Source organism: Rhodovulum viride (assembly GCF_003265965.1).
In the GTDB taxonomy this organism is placed as follows: domain Bacteria; phylum Pseudomonadota; class Alphaproteobacteria; order Rhodobacterales; family Rhodobacteraceae; genus Rhodovulum; species Rhodovulum kholense.
Genome location: NZ_MUAV01000006.1, coordinates 16830 through 32529, shown reverse-complemented (window position 1 = coordinate 32529; position 15700 = coordinate 16830). Strand labels below are relative to the sequence as shown.

Annotated in this window: 15 protein-coding genes; 7 read left to right on the top strand and 8 right to left on the bottom strand. The window is 69.8% G+C overall.

Going from position 1 to position 15700, the window contains the following annotated elements; all coding sequences use genetic code 11:
* Nucleotides 1-9: 9 nt before the first annotated feature.
* Entirely contained in the window at nucleotides 10-1668 is a 1659-nt protein-coding gene (locus BYZ73_RS06400; protein WP_112315329.1) for an ABC transporter permease, read from the bottom strand.
* A 148-nt stretch (nucleotides 1669-1816) separates the two neighbouring features.
* On the opposite strand from BYZ73_RS06400, the gene BYZ73_RS06395 reads away from it, so the two are divergent.
* Nucleotides 1817-2689 carry a hypothetical protein gene (locus BYZ73_RS06395; protein ID WP_112315328.1) on the top strand — a complete coding sequence of 291 codons (873 nt, stop codon included), beginning with the start codon at nucleotides 1817-1819 and terminating at the stop codon, nucleotides 2687-2689.
* 36 nt (nucleotides 2690-2725) lie between these two features.
* Here the strand turns inward: BYZ73_RS06395 and BYZ73_RS06390 are convergent, their stop codons facing one another.
* Nucleotides 2726-3007, bottom strand: coding sequence for a DUF2312 domain-containing protein (locus tag BYZ73_RS06390; protein WP_075785071.1), 282 nt, complete (start codon nucleotides 3005-3007; stop codon nucleotides 2726-2728).
* A 152-nt stretch (nucleotides 3008-3159) separates the two neighbouring features.
* Here BYZ73_RS06390 and BYZ73_RS06385 point away from each other — a divergent pair, with 152 nt between their 5' ends.
* Entirely contained in the window at nucleotides 3160-3375 is a 216-nt protein-coding gene (locus BYZ73_RS06385; RefSeq protein WP_075785070.1) for a hypothetical protein, read from the top strand.
* Here the strand turns inward: BYZ73_RS06385 and BYZ73_RS06380 are convergent.
* From BYZ73_RS06380 to BYZ73_RS06370, 3 genes are all read right to left on the bottom strand, one after another.
* A complete protein-coding gene (locus BYZ73_RS06380) occupies nucleotides 3362-5479 on the bottom strand; it encodes an enoyl-CoA hydratase/isomerase family protein (RefSeq protein ID WP_112315327.1) in 2118 nt (705 codons plus the stop codon). The two genes, BYZ73_RS06385 and BYZ73_RS06380, sit on opposite strands and share 14 nt — an antisense overlap.
* Nucleotides 5480-5630: 151 nt before the next feature.
* Nucleotides 5631-5843: a hypothetical protein gene (locus tag BYZ73_RS06375; RefSeq protein ID WP_075785068.1), complete on the bottom strand. Its 213-nt coding sequence runs from the start codon at nucleotides 5841-5843 to the stop codon at nucleotides 5631-5633.
* A gap of 278 nt (nucleotides 5844-6121) precedes the next feature.
* Entirely contained in the window at nucleotides 6122-6439 is a 318-nt protein-coding gene (locus tag BYZ73_RS06370) for a TraR/DksA family transcriptional regulator (protein ID WP_108024647.1), read from the bottom strand.
* 154 nt (nucleotides 6440-6593) lie between these two features.
* Here BYZ73_RS06370 and BYZ73_RS06365 point away from each other — a divergent pair, with 154 nt between their 5' ends.
* Together BYZ73_RS06365 and trpA are read left to right on the top strand one after the other, a co-directional pair.
* Nucleotides 6594-7064: a protein tyrosine phosphatase family protein gene (locus tag BYZ73_RS06365; protein ID WP_245895521.1), complete on the top strand. Its 471-nt coding sequence runs from the start codon at nucleotides 6594-6596 to the stop codon at nucleotides 7062-7064.
* 138 nt (nucleotides 7065-7202) lie between these two features.
* On the top strand, nucleotides 7203-7994 hold the full coding sequence (gene trpA / locus BYZ73_RS06360; RefSeq protein ID WP_112315326.1) for a tryptophan synthase subunit alpha: 792 nt from the start codon (nucleotides 7203-7205) through the stop codon (nucleotides 7992-7994).
* A gap of 88 nt (nucleotides 7995-8082) precedes the next feature.
* On the opposite strand, the gene BYZ73_RS06355 is transcribed toward trpA, so the two are convergent.
* Nucleotides 8083-8883 (bottom strand): ABC transporter permease, encoded by an 801-nt coding sequence (locus BYZ73_RS06355; protein WP_245943066.1) that lies wholly within the window; start codon nucleotides 8881-8883, stop codon nucleotides 8083-8085.
* Between the two features lie 143 nt (nucleotides 8884-9026).
* Between BYZ73_RS06355 and BYZ73_RS06350 the strand changes: the two genes are divergently transcribed.
* Nucleotides 9027-9659, top strand: coding sequence for a GcrA family cell cycle regulator (locus BYZ73_RS06350; protein WP_112315324.1), 633 nt, complete (start codon nucleotides 9027-9029; stop codon nucleotides 9657-9659).
* Between the two features lie 63 nt (nucleotides 9660-9722).
* Here BYZ73_RS06350 and BYZ73_RS06345 read toward each other — a convergent pair whose 3' ends face one another.
* Nucleotides 9723-11723 (bottom strand): AsmA family protein, encoded by a 2001-nt coding sequence (locus BYZ73_RS06345; RefSeq protein WP_181497981.1) that lies wholly within the window; start codon nucleotides 11721-11723, stop codon nucleotides 9723-9725.
* Nucleotides 11724-11859: 136 nt separating this feature from the next.
* Here BYZ73_RS06345 and rimO point away from each other — a divergent pair, with 136 nt between their 5' ends.
* Nucleotides 11860-13248 carry a 30S ribosomal protein S12 methylthiotransferase RimO gene (gene rimO / locus BYZ73_RS06340; RefSeq protein WP_108024637.1) on the top strand — a complete coding sequence of 463 codons (1389 nt, stop codon included), beginning with the start codon at nucleotides 11860-11862 and terminating at the stop codon, nucleotides 13246-13248.
* A 123-nt stretch (nucleotides 13249-13371) separates the two neighbouring features.
* Here the strand turns inward: rimO and BYZ73_RS06335 are convergent, their stop codons facing one another.
* Nucleotides 13372-13860 (bottom strand): Lrp/AsnC family transcriptional regulator, encoded by a 489-nt coding sequence (locus BYZ73_RS06335; protein WP_112315322.1) that lies wholly within the window; start codon nucleotides 13858-13860, stop codon nucleotides 13372-13374.
* Nucleotides 13861-14764: 904 nt separating this feature from the next.
* Between BYZ73_RS06335 and BYZ73_RS06330 the strand changes: the two genes are divergently transcribed.
* Nucleotides 14765-15697, top strand: a complete 933-nt coding sequence (locus BYZ73_RS06330) for a sulfate ABC transporter substrate-binding protein (protein ID WP_112315452.1) — start codon at nucleotides 14765-14767, stop codon at nucleotides 15695-15697.
* The last annotated feature ends 3 nt before the right edge of the window (nucleotides 15698-15700 follow it).

Below are 15700 nucleotides of genomic sequence, written 5' to 3'. Positions count from 1 at the left end.
GCCAAACGCTCAGCGGTTGGCGCGCGCCAGCAGCCCGACCGCGACGAGCCCCACCAGACAGACCAGAAGCGCCGCGGGCGAGGCGTCGCCGAGGTTCTCGAGGCTCGCCTTGTCATAGACCCGCGTCGCCAGCGTGTTGTAGTTGAAGGGCCGCAGCAGCAGCGTCGCCGGAAGCTCCTTGACGCAATCGACGAAGACCAGAAGCAGCGCGGTGCCGATCGAGGTCCGGATCAGCGGCAGGTACACCGATGTCAGCGTGCCGCGCGCGGTCCGGCCCAGCGACCGCGCGGCCATCGGCAGGCTGGGCGCGATCCGCCCCATCGCGGCATCGGCCGCACCCTGCGCAATGGCGAAGAAACGCACCCCATAGGCATAGACGATGGCAAAGGCCGACCCGGTCATCAAAAGCCCCGGATCGGCGCCGAAGAGCCAGAGCCAGCCATCGGCCAGCGCATTGTCGGCCGCGGCCATCGGGATCAAGAGCCCGACCCCCAGCACAGCGCCGGGCGCCGCATAGCCGATGGTGGTGACCGGCAACAGAATCCGGGGCAGCGTCCGGCCGGTCAGCCGCACGCCATAGACCAGGAAAAGCCCTGCCGCGACGGTCAGCACGGCGGCGATGCCGCCCACCGTCAGCGTGTGCAGCAGCGCCCGGATCAGCCCGGGATCGGCCCAGCCCTCGGCATTGGCCAACGCGTGGCTGAGGATCACCCCGACCGGCAGCGCGAAACCGAACGCGACCGGCAGCGCGCAGGCCAGCGTCGCGGCCCATCCGGCGACACCTTCCAGCCGCACCGGGACCAGCGGGCGGTGATGCCGGCCGAGCGCATGAAACCGCAGGTTCCGGCGGCTGACCTTCTCCAGCGCGACCAGGGCCAGGATCACCGCGAGGATCACCCCCGCGATCTGCGCGGCGCCCCCGGCATTGCCCCCCTCGAGCCAGACCGAGAAGATCCCGGCGGTCAGGGTCTGCACCGCGAAATATTCGACCACGCCGAAATCGTTCACCGTCTCCATCATCGCGATGGCCGCGCCCGCGGCGATGGCGGGTCGCGCCAGCGGCAGGCCGACCCGCCAGAACAGCCCGACCGGCCCCGCCCCCAGTGCCCGCGCCACCTCATAGGCCGCGCCCGACTGTTCGCGGAAGGCCGCGCGGGCCAGCAGATAGACGTAGGGATAAAGCGCCGCCGACAGCACCAGCACGGCCGCGCCGCGCGACCGGATCTCGGGGAACCAGTAATCCCGCGCGGTCTGCCAGCCGAACAGCGACCGCAGCCCGGTCTGCACCGGCCCCGCATATTCCAGGAAATCGACCAGCGCATAGGCGCCCACATAGGCCGGGATCGCCAGCGGCAGCAGCAGCAGCCATTCCAGCCAGCGCGCGCCCGGAAAGCGGTACATCGACACCAGCCAGGCCGCGCCCGCCCCCACCGCCGAGGCCAGCAGGGCGACCCCGCCCATCATCGCCAGCGTGTTGGTCAGATAGCGCGGCAGCGTGGTCGCGATCAGATGCGGCCAGATGTTCTCGTCGGGGGTCAGCGCCAGAACGACCACCGACAGGATCGGCAGCAACACCAGCGCCGCGATCGCCAGCGCCCCGACCGACCAGGGATCGGGCCGCAGCCGGAGCGGCCGCCGCCGGTTAACTTGAGTGATTTGGTCAGCCATGATGCCGTGGGTAGCGCAAAGCGAAATTTCTGTCCAGAATAGGACGCGCGGGTCTGCCAGAAGGGTCAGGCCTCGAAAGGCCCGCCCTAGCCCCGGCATCGCCCGGGGAAAAACCGCCAGAAGGCAGGGACAAGAAGGCAGGTGCAGGATGGATGTCGTCTTTCACATCGGGGCGCATTGCACGGATGACGACCTGCTGGTGCGCAGCCTGATCCGCAACCGCGAGACCCTGGCCGCACATGGCGTGGCGGTGCCCGATCCGCAAAGCTATCGCCCGGTGCTGCGCGAGATTCTGGTGGCGCTGCGCGGCGCGCCCGCCTCGGACGAGATGCAGACCGCGATGCTGCAGGCCGCACTCGATGGAAAGACGGCCAAGCGGCTGGTGCTGACCAACCCCTCGTTCCTGTGCATGCCGCAGAAGGCGCTGGCGCAGCACATGCTGTATCCGATGGCGGGGGAAAAGGCGCATTGGCTGGCCCAGCTCTTTCCCGGCGCCCGCCAGTCGTTCCTGTTCGGGCTGCGCAATCCGGCGACCTTCGTTCCGGCGCTGTTCGCCCTGTCGAAAGAGCGCGACTTCGCGGCCTTCATCGCGGGCGCGGACCCGGTGCGGCTCTCGTGGAAGGACACCGTCCAGCGCATCCGCAATGCCCTGCCCGGGGCCGAGCTGACGGTCTGGTGCAACGAGGACACGCCGCTGATCTGGCCCGATCTGATGCAGGTCGCGGCAGGCGACGGGGCAACGGACCTTGCCGGGGGCGACGCGGTTCTTGCCAAGGTCATGACCCCGGCCGGTCTTGCGCGGCTCAACGGGTTCCTGGCCGACAGTCCGGCGCTCGACCCGGCGGCCCGGCGGCGGGCGGCCGCGGCCTTTCTCGACAAATACGCGATCCCCGAGGCGGTGGAGGAGGAGATCGACCTGCCGGGCTGGACCGGCGAGCTGATCGAGACGCTGACCGACCGCTATGCCGAAGACATCGCCGCCATCGCCGCGATGCCCGGCATCCGCTTTCTCGCCGCCTGATCCCGGGACGCCCGCCCCAAAAGGGGCGGCGCGCGGTCAGGCCATGCCCAGCGCTTCCTTGTAAAGTTCGAGGATCGCCTCTTCCTCGGCGATGTCGTCCTTGTCGCGCTTGCGCAGCGAAATCACCTTGCGCATCACCTTGGTGTCGTAGCCGCGCGCCTTGGCCTCGGCCATCACCTCTTTCTGCTGGTCCGCGAGGTCCTTCTTCTCGGCCTCGAGCCGCTCGAACCGTTCGATGAACTGCCGCAGCTCGCCAGCGGTGACGCGGTACGTGCTGTCGGCAGAGCGGGTGTCGTCCTGCTCGTCCTCGATCTCCATCGGGTCCTTGTCCTTCTGTCTGCTCGGGCTGTCTGCCCCGGCTGTCTGCCCGGGGTCCTGACGTAGCGAAGCGCCCCCTCTGCCGCAAGACCCTTGCGCGCCGGAAGAGGTTGGACTAGGCGCGGGTGCGCCAAGCCAAGGAGGAGGATGCGATGGACGCGTTGATCTGGGCCGGAGCGGCCGTGTCGGTGATGGGGCTGGCCGGTATCGTCTGGTGCATCCGCAACATGCTGAGCGCCCGCGGCGCGAACCTGCCCGAGCCCGAGATGCGCGCCCGGCTGCAAAAGGCGGTGGCCCAGAACATGGCCGCGCTCGCGCTGTCGGCCGTCGGGCTGATGATGGTCGTCATCGGCATCATGCTGGGCTGAGCGCGCCCCGGCCCGGTGCCTCGGACCGTGACAGCGCGTGGCCCATCTTGATCGCCTCGGCGATCAGCGGATCAAGATCCCACAGCCCTCCCTGCGGCCGCTCGGCCGCCATGTCGCGCAGGGTCTTGCGCAGCGACAGGAGCCCGGCCTCGTCGGCCGCCCGCATCGGCCCGCCGCGCCAGCGCGCGACGCCCAGCCCATGGACCGCCGCAAGGTCCAGATCGGCGGCCCGGCGCACGACCCCGCGGCCCAGCATCGCCGCCCCGGCCTGCACCATCCCGGCCAGCACGCGCGCCTGGATCGCGGCCTGGGAAAAGCTGCGCGGCGGGACCGCGCCCAGCACCTCGCGGGCTGCGGCGGCGATCTCGGCCACCTGCGGATCGGGTTCGGCCGCGCCCCCGGGGCCGTACCGATAATACCCGCGCCCGGCCAGGTAGCCGTCGCGCCCCTCGCGCACCAATTGGCCCAGAATCAGCGTCGGCCGCGCCTCGGGATCGTCGCCGCCGGGCTGGCGTCGGCGCAGCGCCAGCAGCATCGGCAGGCCAACGCGGTCGGCCATGCGGTACGGCCCGTGGGCCATGCCCCAGTCCTGCATCGCGGCATCGACTTCGGCCGGGGCGGCCCCGGCCTCGACCGTCGCATCGGCCGCATCGAGCGCCCCCAGCAACAGCCCCAGCGACGGGCTTTCGGCCTCGGAGACCAGAACCAGCCGTTCCAGCCGCCGCGCCAGGTCGGACAGCACGGCTGTCGCGCGCGGGCCGGTGCGGGGCGAGCGCACGATCTCGGCCAGGCGGGTGCCCGGCACCGCGTCGGGCAGATGAAACCAGAGCGTGTCGGCCTCGCGCCCCGCCGGAGCCCCCAGCGCCGAGGGGCTCGCCAGCACCCCGGTCGCGGCCAGCACCGCCCCCGGTGCGGCCGTGCGCGCAAGATCGGGGAAGCGCGCCTGCCGGTCGCTCATCCGTCCGCCCCCGGCCTCGATCAAGAGGTCGCAGCCCGACAGTGCGGCGGGTCCGACCCCGCCCGACAGCCGCGACCGATAGCGGACCCGCGTGGCCTCGTCCCAGCCCGCCGCCGTCCGCGCCGCATCCAGAAGCGACTCGACCTCGGCGATGGCGCGGTCCAGCGCGGCGGCATCGGGGGCACCCAGACGGACCGACGGCCCGGTCGCCAGAAGCGCCGCCCCCAGCGCGGCCGCCCCCGGCCCCCAGCCCCAAAGCCCGATCCGCCGGGGCGGGACGCCGGGATCGACCACCTCCCGCATCCCGGCCCGCACCCGCTGCTCGGCCTGCGCCAGATGGCAGAGCGCGCGATGCGCGGCGCTGTCGCGGCAGTCCTCGACCGCCGCCGCCTCATAGGCCAGCGCCGCCTCGGGGGGCAGCAACGCCGCCGCCTCGACGCAATCGAGAATGGCCCCCCGCGCGCGGACCGGCCCGTCGGGGTCGAGCGCCCCCTTGAGACGTTGCACCGCCGCCTGGAGGGACCGGAAATCGGGCAGCGGCCGCGACGGTGCGGGCCGGGGTCCCGCATGTTCGGCCAGAAGCCCCAGCGCGAAGCGCAGGCCCGCCGCATCGACATCGCCATCGACCACCGCATCGAAAAGCCCGGCCTGGCGCGCCCGGGCCGACGGCACCGCCCGCCCCGACAGCATCATGTCGAGCGCGGTCGCGGGGTCGGTCAGACGCGGCAGGCGCAGGGTCGTGCCCGCCTGCGGCGGCAGCCCCAGCGCGATGTCGGGCAGGCACAACTCGGCCTCGCGCGCGGCGACGCGGTAATGGCAGGCCAGCGCCAGTTCGCACCCCCCGCCCGAGGCCGGTCCCGGCAAGAGCGCGACCACCGGCACCCCGGCCGCATCGATCAGCGCCGCGATCGCGCCCAGCGTGGCGGCCCGGCCGTCCTCGTCATCGGTATCGGGAAGACCCGCGGAAAACACCGCCCCGCGCGCGGCGATCAAGACCGCGCGGGTGTTGCGGGCCGCGAGCGCCGCGGTCAGCGCGGCCTCCAGCGCGTCGCGCAGCGGGGCGGTCAGGGCGTTGTCGGGCGGTGCGTCCAGCACCAGGCGCACCACGCCCGGAGCCGGATGCTCTGCTGTCACAGGACGCGTCATCGCTCGGTCCCCCGTCCGGCCGGACCCGGCGCACCGACGGCGCGCAGAGGCCCGGGATCATCCCGGGAACATTTGGGACAAGCCTGAGGCGAAACGCAATATCCGGAAGGCGCGCAATCTGCGGTCCGGGCGCGCCCGAGCGTGTCCGGCCTCAGACCGGCATGTCGTCGTAGAGATCGTCGGAATCGTCGTCCTCGAGTTCCTGCTCGAGCCGCAGGATATCCTCGGGGACCGGCAGACCCAGCGCGTGCATCTCGGCGATCTTGCCGCGCAGCTCTTCCTGCAGGACGTGACGGTCCTCGGGCCGCTTCTCGATCTCTTCGAGGATCAGAGCGATCCCTGCCTTGAGTTGTTCGAACGCCATCCGTGTCTCCCTGTCATGCTTCTGCAGGTCTGCGCAGTCTCGCGCGCCGCCCGATCATCCTCGCCCGCCGAGGCCGAGGCAAGGGCCCACGGGCTGTGGCAACCTTTGGTCCTGAGCTGGCGGTTGACCTGGCTGGCCACCGCTCCGCTGGTCAGAAGGCTCTCGATCCGGGCCCGGATCAGGGCGCGGGTTTCTTCGGGGACGGCGTTGTTGGAAAATCCTGGCATACGGCTGGTTCGGCTCGTTTGGCTCATGGGGCGGGTCCTATACAGCGGCCGTTACCGCGCGCAGATGCGACAAAATGGCGTTGCGGGCACCAGATCCAGCCGCTCTGCGGCGATCTCGTCGCCGCAGCGCACGCAAAAACCGTAGCTGCCGTCTTCGATTCGCGCGAGGGCTGCGCGGATCTGCCGGGCCTCGGCCAGGCCGGAACTGCCCATGCCCTGCAGCACCTCGTCTTCCTCGCGCTCGACCGCAAGCTCCCCCCAGTCCTTCGACTGATGGGTGTCGAGCTCGGCCTCGATGTCCTGCAGCCGACCGTCGAGTTCGGCCAGCCGCCTCAGCAACTGGCGCTTTCTGTCGTGAAGCGTCGCCATGGTCCCCCCCGGATGGCCAATCCCATGACTGTGGCATTATGGCAGAATTTGGGCATTGACACATATCAAATGGATCTGAACGCGCATTGAACCTTCCCCGGAAAGCCGCGAATGTGGGGGACGAACGATTCCCCCAAGAAGGAGAAGTCCAGCCATGGCAAAGACTTTCAAAGGCATCGCCCAGGGACTGGACCTGCCGCCCATGGTTTGGCTGTCCGACGATTTCGCGGCGGCGCCACAGCCCGGGATTGAATCGCTCGCGGCACTGGCCGAGGCAGGGTTTCGCTCGATCCTCTGCAACCGGCCGGACGAGGAGGTGGCCCCGTCCGAGAACTCGGCCGCAATGGCCGCGGCGGCCGAGGCGGTCGGGCTGGGGTTCGCGGCGATTCCCGTCAGCCATGCCCCGATCACGCCCGCGATGATCGCGGCCCAGGCCCGCGCGATGGACGATCTGCCCGGCCCCTATTTCGCCTATTGCCGGGCCGGGTTTCGGTCCTCGGTCATCTGGGCGCTGACCCAGGCCGGGCGCCGCCCGACCTCGGAAATCGTGGGGGCCCTGGAACGGGCGGGATTTGCCCTGCCCGGCCTGCGCGTGCAGATCGAAGCGCTGGCCGCAGGCCGCTGAGCCGCGGCCCTCCGGCCAGACTTGGCCGTCCTCGCGCTGCGGCGTGGCCGGTGCCCTGCCTGGGCGCGTCGCCAAACGACCCATTGATTTTCGCCGCAGGCTGGCCCAAACCGCTCGGGCAACGCCCGGAGGACGCCCATGACCCGCATCGACGCCAAATTCGCCGCGCTGAAGGCGGAGAACCGCAAGGCTTTCGTGGCCTATGTGATGGCGGGCGATCCCGATTTCGCGACCTCGCTGGAGATCGTGAAGGGTCTTCCCGGCGCGGGCGTCGACATCATCGAGCTGGGCCTGCCCTTCACCGACCCGATGGCCGACGGCCCGACCATCCAGCTGGCGGGGCAACGCGCGCTCGATGCCGGCCAGACCCTGCAGAAGACGCTGGATCTGGCCCGCGCCTTCCGCGAGGCCGACGACACCACCCCGATCGTGATGATGGGCTATTTCAACCCGATCTATTCGCGCGGGGTCGAGACCTTCCTGACCGATGCGAAGGCCGCCGGGATCGACGGGCTGATCGTCGTGGACCTGCCCCCCGAGGAAGATAGCGAACTTTGCCTGCCCGCGCAGGCCGCCGGTCTGAACTTCATCCGCCTCGCGACGCCCACGACCGATGACAAGCGCCTGCCGAAGGTGCTGCAGAATACCAGCGGGTTCGTCTATTACGTCTCGATCACCGGGATCACCGGCGCTGCCGCGGCCGAGGCCAGCGATGTCGCCCCCGAGGTCGCGCGCATCAAGGCCAAGACCGACCTGCCGGTGATCGTGGGCTTCGGCATCCGCACGCCCGAAACCGCGCGGTCCATCGCCTCGGTCGCCGATGGCGCGGTGGTGGGTTCGGCCATCGTCAAGCTGGTCGAGGAAAAAAAGCCCGTGGCCGAGATCCTTGCCTATGTCAAAGGCCTCGCCGAGGGTGCGCACAGCGCCTGAGGCCCCCAGACGGTGACCCGGGCGCGGCCCCTCGTCCAGAGGCGCCCCGCGGCCGGGACCAGTCCGGCAAGACCGCTGCGCGGAAGGCTCAGGCCTTCATCCGGTAGCCGGTCCGGAACCAGTGCCAGCACAGCGCCATGACCAGCAGGGTCGCGAGCGTGCAGACCCCGAGCCCGAGCCAGGGCGAGCTGTCGGACTGGCCGATGACGCCGTAGCGCACGCCGTCGATCAGGTAGAAGACCGGGTTCACATGGGTCGCGACCTGCATCGCGACCGGCAGCCGCTCGATCGAGTAGAAGGTGCCCGACAGGAAGCTCAGCGGCGTCACGATGAAATTGGTGATCGCCGCCATCTGGTCGAACTTGTTCGACAGGATCGCCGCCATGATCCCCAGCGCCGCCAGGAAGGCCGACCCCAGCAGCACGAAGACCAGCGCCCAGAGCGGATGGGCGATGCCCATGCCCAGCACGGTCAGCATCAACAGCCCCACGGCCACCGCCACCAGCAGCCCCCGCGCCACGCCCCCCGCAGTATAGCCCAGCAACAGCTCGGTCGGCGACAGGGGCGGCATCAGCGTGTCGACGATATTGCCCTGCACCTTCGAGATCAGGATCGACGACGAGGTATTGGCAAAGGCGTTCTGGATCACCGTCATCATCAGGATGCCGGGCGCCAGGAAATGCACGAAGGGCACCCCCATCACCTCGCCCCGCGACGGTCCGATGGCCAGCGAAAAGACGCCGAGAAACAGCCCCGCCGTGGCCAGGGGGGCAGCCAGCGTCTGGGTCCAGACCGCAAGGAACCGCTGGATCTCGCGGGCGCTCAGGGTATAGAGCCCCAGCCAGTTGACCTGCCCGAAACGGCGCACGCCCATACCGGTTGCGTTCATACGTCCTGCCTCCTTGATCTGCCTTGCGCTTGTATCCCCGAAGCGGCCCGGATTAGAATAGGGCCTTGTCGGATTTCTCCAAGGCGTCGGGCGCCGGGGCCAAGGGGCCTAACGCCTGTACTGCCGCGAGCCAAGGGAATGTCATGTCCTGGACGGATGAACGTGTCGAAACGCTGAAACGCATGTGGGCCGAGGGCCAGTCGGCGAGCCAGATCGCCAAGGAGCTGGGCGGCGTGACCCGCAACGCGGTGATCGGCAAGGTGCACCGGCTGGGCCTGTCGAACCGTGCGGGGGCCGCGCCCGCGCGCCCGGCCCCGGAGGCTGCGGCGGCTCCGGCCGCCAAGGACAAGCCTGCGCCCAAACCCGAGGCCGAACAGCCCGCCGCGGCGGCGGCCCCTGCGCCACGGCCCGAACCGGCCCCTGCAAGCCGCCCCGCCGTCGCAAGCCCCGCTCCCGAGGCGCAAAGCGCGGCCCCACCGCCGCCGCCCTCGTCGCGCAAGGCCATCGTGCCCGCAGGCCAGCCGCTGCCGCCGCAGCCCTCGGCCAATGAAATCAGCCCCGAGGCGCTGGCCTCGGTGCGCGAGGTGGAAAAGACCGCCAAGCGGCTGACCCTGATGGAGCTGACCGAGCGTACCTGCAAATGGCCGATCGGCGATCCCGCGACCGACGATTTCTGGTTCTGCGGGCTGCCGGTCCAGCAGGGCAAACCCTATTGCGAGGCCCATGTGGGCGTCGCCTTCCAGCCGATGAGCGCGCGGCGCGACCGCAAGCGCTAGGCGCCGTCTGCGCGCGCCCCCGGGGTCCGGGGGCGCCGCGCGGCCCGGCCGATCAATCCCCGATCAATCCCCGAACAGTTTCCGCAATCCCTTGGACGCCTCTTCGCCCAGCCGACGCCGGGCCGCATCCTCGAGGCTTTCGTCGGTTCCCACGCCCAGTTCCTCGGCCGCGCGGTCGCGCGCCTTCTGTTCCAGCGCCTCGCGCTCCTGCTTCAGCCGCGCCTCGGCCAGAGCCTCGACGTCGAGCCGGACATTCGGCGCGGCCCAGGGGCCGGTGATCCTGAGCGGCACGCTGACGCCGCCGCCTTGGGCCCCCGGCAAAGCGGTCGGCACGATGGTATAGTCGAGCGTCCGCGCCGCAAGGCCCACACGGCCGCTGCCTCTGGCGGTCAGCAGCGGCGCCGAGATGCTGAGATCGGAATTCGACAGAACGCCCCGGTCAATGGTGAAGCTCGCCGAAATCGAGTCGAAGATCGTCCGCGCCCCCGCGCCCATATAGGACGGGTCGAGATTTACCAGCATCCCCGCCAGATCGAGCCCGCGAAACTCGCCCTGCCCGAAGCCAAGCGCCCCGCCCCCCGACAGCGACCCCATCAGCGCCGCCACGGAATTGCCCGAGGCCTGCAGGTCGAGCTGCAGGTCGGCCGAGGTCACCAGCCGGTCGAACCCGGCGAAATCGCTCAGCAACGTTTGGGCCGACACCCCCGCAATATCGAGATCGCCCGCCAGCGACAGGCCGGTCCGGCCATTTGCCACCACACTGCCGGTGACATTGCCCGCATAGGCCTGCAGCTCGTGCAGATCGACCGCCAGCCGCCGGTCTTCCAGCCGCGCGTCAAGCCGCACCGGCCCCAGCCGCACCTTGCCGGCATTGATGGCCTCGGCCTTGAACCCGATTTCGGCATCGAGCGCGCCGAGCCAGCCCACATCGATCGGGGCCGTCGACCAGCCCCCGCCGCTGGCCTTGCCCGATGAACCGCCCCCGCCCGTGGCGGCAGACGACCCGCTGCCGCCCCCGGAAAAAGCCGTCAGGTCGAGGGTTCCGGCCGAAAGCTGCGCCTCCAGATGCGGCCGGGGGGTGGCGGGCGCGAAGGCCAGGTTGCCGGTCAGGGTATTGCCGTCCTGCCGGAGGCTCGCGCGGTCAAGACGGATCGCACCTTCGGGCGTGTAGGCCGCCTGCCCCTCCAACACGAGCCGCTGGCCGACACCGGGCGGCAGATCGGGCGGCGTGGCCCCCGCGGCGGCGAAGATCGCCCGCAGATCCGACAGGTCGGCGTAAAGCTTGCCCTCGGCCGAAAGGGGCGCAAGGTCCAGTTGCCCGTCGAAAGCCAGGCTGGCCCGGCCCAGCGCACTCTCAAGCGTCAGCCGCGTCGGGTCCCCCGCCGCCAGCGCGGCGGCATGGCCCAGCCGCGCCGACAGCCCGATCTCCTGCCCGTTCAGCACCGCCGTCAGCTTGAGATCGGCCGGACCGTCCCGGTCGGGCAGCGCGAGGGTGGCATCGACGCCCGAAAGCTCGGTCCGCGCGCCGCTGGCATGATCGAGATAGACCAGATCGCCATCCGAGATCTCGCCCCGGTCAAGGGTCAGCCCGGCCAGCGGACCGGGGCCCTGGCCCTCGCCCGGCCCGGCCGCATCCGGGGCGGCGTCGGGCGCGGCCGGGTCGGCCGCCGCCTGCGTTCCAGCGGAAAAGTCCCAGTTGACCCGCCCGTCGGCGGCCCGTTCCAGCAAGATGCGCGGCGCCAGCACCGTGACCTCGCGCACCGCGATTTCGCCCCGCAGAAGTGCTGACAGATCGATGCCCACCGCAAGGCCCTCGGCCGACAGCATCGGCCCGGCCTCGGACCAGTCGGCATTGGCCAGCGTGACGGCACCGGTCTCGACCCCGATCTCGGGCCAGAGCGAGGGCCGGACCCCGCCCGCGACCGTCAGGCTGCGCCCGGTGGCTTTCTGCACCTGATCGGCGGCCAGCCGCGCCACCCGGTCCGCGGGCATCAGCAGCACCGCCGCCACCGCCAGCCCGATCAGAACCGCCACTCCCAGAAGACCCCGGATCACCCAGCGCATCATATCCCCCGCCCGACGATGAAACCCATGGCCCAAGCCTAGGCCGCCCGGACGCCCGCAACAACCCGCCCCGGCAGCCTGCGGCTGCTTTCCAGACCACTTCCCAGACTGGGCGCTCTGGCGTATAGGCACGCCCATGTCCCAGCCCAGATCGCCGAACCCGCCCGACCTGCGTCCCGACCTGGCGCCCCGCGCCCGGATCGAGACGCCTGCCCGCCCTGGCCAGCCGACCATCGGCATGGTGTCGCTCGGCTGTCCCAAGGCGCTGGTCGACAGCGAACGCATCCTGACCCGGCTTCGGGCCGAAGGCTATGCGATCTCGCCCGATTACGCGGGCGCCGATGCGGTCATCGTCAATACCTGCGGCTTTCTCGACAGCGCCAAGGCCGAAAGTCTCGAGGCCATCGGCGAGGCGCTGAAGGAGAACGGCCGGGTGATCGTCACCGGCTGTCTGGGGGCCGAGCCCGGCTATATCACCGGCGCGCATCCGACCGTGCTGGCGGTCACTGGGCCGCATCAATACGAACAGGTGCTGGATGCGGTTCATGGCGCGGTGCCGCCCGCGCCCGATCCGTTCGTGGACCTGCTGCCCGCCTCGGGCGTCAGCCTGACCCCGCGCCACTACAGCTATCTGAAGATTTCCGAGGGCTGCAATCACCACTGCCGCTTCTGCATCATCCCCGACATGCGCGGCAGGCTTGCCTCGCGCCCGGCCCATGCGGTCCTCCGCGAGGCCGAGAAGCTGGCCGAAGCCGGGGTCAAGGAGCTCTTGGTCATCAGTCAGGACACCTCGGCCTACGGGGTCGACCTGAAACACGCGACCGAAAAGGGCCACCGGGCGCATATCACCGATCTGGCCCGCGATCTGGGATCGCTCGGGATCTGGGTGCGGCTGCACTACGTCTATCCTTACCCGCATGTGCGCGAGCTGATCCCGCTGATGGCCGAGGGGCTGATCCTGCCCTATCTGGACATTCCGTTCCAGCACGCCCATCCCGACACGCTGAAACGCATGGCCCGGCCCGCGGCGGCGGCGAAGACGCTGGACGAGATCGCCGCCTGGCGCGCGGTCTGTCCCGATCTGGCGCTGCGCTCGACCTTCATCGTCGGCTATCCCGGCGAGACCGAGGCTGAGTTCCAGACCCTGCTGGACTGGCTCGACGAGGCGCAACTGGACCGGGTCGGCTGCTTTCAATACGAAAACGTCGCGGGGGCTGCGGCCAACGACCTGCCCGATCATGTTCCCGCCGAGGTCAAGCAGGACCGCTGGGAGCGGTTCATGGAAAAGGCCCAGGCCATTTCCGAGGCGAAGCTGGCGGCGAAGGTCGGCCAGCGCATCGAGGTCATCGTCGACGAGATCGACGCCGACGGCATCGCCACCTGCCGCACGAAGGCCGATGCCCCCGAAATCGACGGCTGTCTTTTCATCGACGAGGGCGCCGGGGGGCTGGCGCCGGGCGATCTGGTGACGGTCGAGGTCGAAGAGGCGGGCGAATACGACCTCTGGGGTCGTCCGGGGGCCTGAGCCCCCTGCGCGCCCGTCTTCCGCACCTGTCCCGATGAAGACACCAGATCTGCCTTCGGACATGCCAAGCCCCGAGGCGCTTTGGGCGGGACTCTGCGGCCGACCGGCAGCGTGCCCTTCGGGCTATGACCGGGCCTCGATCCCCGCCCAGCGGGCGGACAAGGGCAAGGCCGTGTCGGCCCTCAGGCATTCGAGCGCGAAGATCGAGTTCACGCTGCGCAATCGCACCCCGGCTGTCAGCTCCTCGTAGAACCGGTCGAACGCGGGCATGTCCGCCACGACCACCCGCAGCAGGAAATCATGGGTCCCGGCCAGCCGGTACACATCGCGGACCGCCTCCAGTCTTTCGATGACGGCCAGAAAGCCCACACGCCAGTCCGGGGTATGTTCCACCGCCTCCACCAGAACGAAGACGGTCATCGACAGCCCAAGCGCATCGGGATCCAGCAGCGCCACACGGGCACGGATCACGCCAGCCTCCTCGTGTTTCTGGATGCGCTTCCAGCAGGGGGTCTGCGAGAGCCCGACCTGGTCGGCGATACGGGCAACCGGCACGGTCGCATCGCGCTGGAGGATATCGAGGATCTTCAGGTCGATCCGGTCGAACTTCATCGCGCCTCCTTCCGGCCCGGGACGGCCATAGCTGACGAGTCGATGCGAGCATGCCATATTTATACGTAATGTCTATTATGTTTATCGTCTTTTAGCGGCGAACGCCGCGACGCCTGTGACGCTCGGTGGGTCCGTCGCACGGTTGGCCATGCCTTGGGACGAATGATCCGCAGCCGCACCGGATCGGCGATCCGGGCGCTGAAGGGCTCTCTTGCAAGGTCGCCGTCGACGCCGGGGCATGGATTACCGCCAACGGGGAGGATGCGTCCGGGTGGCTGCCGAGGCAACCCGAAGCCTGCCGCCACCGTGCGCGCAAACCCGTCCTCAAGGCCGGCCGAGTTTCGAAACGGCCATCGGCCGCTTGAGCCCTCGGGTCTCGTCAAGCCGCACATCCCTTCGCTCTGCCGAGCCCACCGCCCGCACGGCCCGGACCATGAGATCGAATCGCCGCCACCTGCCGCTCCGAAGCAAGGCGCCCGGTCCGGCGCGGGCCTCACCTGTCCGCGGTCCTTCCCGGGAGAAGGATCTTCCAAAATCACGACAGAAAAGAGCGAGTTTCTTTCCTTGTTATTCACGATTATTCCTGTCGTTATTATGGGGTCAGGCGGCGCCGGCGGCGCGACCGCGCGGCTTCATCCCCCGCGACAGGCGCTCTGCCCCGCTGGCCTGACACCAGAATTCGACAGGGACCAGCAGAGGACCGGACATGTTTCGAACCATAGAAATCGGTGCACGAAGACGTGCCCGGGGCGCTGTCCGCCGCCGTTCCGGCGACGGCCGGACCGAACGCAATGCGCGTCCGGTGCAAGTCGCAAGCCTTCGGGCCGAGCGGCGCACCAGCCGTCTGAAAGGCATCCTGCGGGCCGCCGCCATCGGTCTGGCCGTCGGCGGGCCGCTTCCGGCCATGGCGCAGGAGACTGTCGAGATCCTCAACGTGTCCTACGACCCGACCCGGGAATTCTACCGCGCCTACAACGATCTTTTCAGCGCCTGGTGGATCGCGCAGGGCCACGCGCCGGTCACCCTCCGGCAGTCGCACGGCGGCGCGGGCGCGCAGGCCCGGGCCGTGATCGACGGGCTCGAGGCAACGGTGGTGACGCTGGCGCTGTCCGCGGATATCGACCAGATCGCCGAGCGCACGGGCCGCATCCCGGCCGACTGGCAATCGCGCCTGCCGCACAACTCCTCGCCCTATACCTCGACCATCGTGTTCCTCGTGCGCGAGGGCAATCCGCGCGGCATCAAGGATTGGGACGACCTCGTCGCCGACGGGGTGCAGGTCATCACGCCCAACCCCAAGACTTCGGGCGGCGCGCGCTGGAACTTCCTCGCGGCCTGGGCCTATGCCGAGCGCAACGGCCTCGATCCGCGCGACTTCGTCTGCGCGCTTTATCGCAACGTGCCGGTGCTGGATACCGGCGCGCGCGGATCGACCACGACCTTCACCCAGCGCGGGATCGGCGACGTGCTGCTGGCCTGGGAGAACGAGGCCTTCCTCGCCCTTGAAAGCCTTGGCGACGACGCCTTCGATATCGTGGTGCCCTCGGTCTCGATCCTTGCCGAGCCGCCGGTGACGCTGGTCGACGGCAACATCACGTCGGACGCCCAGCGCGAGGTGGCGGAGGCCTATCTCGGCCATCTCTACAGCCCCGAGGCACAGGCTCTGGCGCTGCACCACTACTACCGCGCCTGGGACCTGTCGCAGGCCGCGCCCGAAGATGTCGCGCGCTTCCCCGATCTCGATCTTGTCACCATCGCCGATTTTGGCGGCTGGCCCGTGGTGCAGCCGAAATATTTCGGCGAAGGCGGCATCTTCGACCAGATCTACGAGGACTGAGCC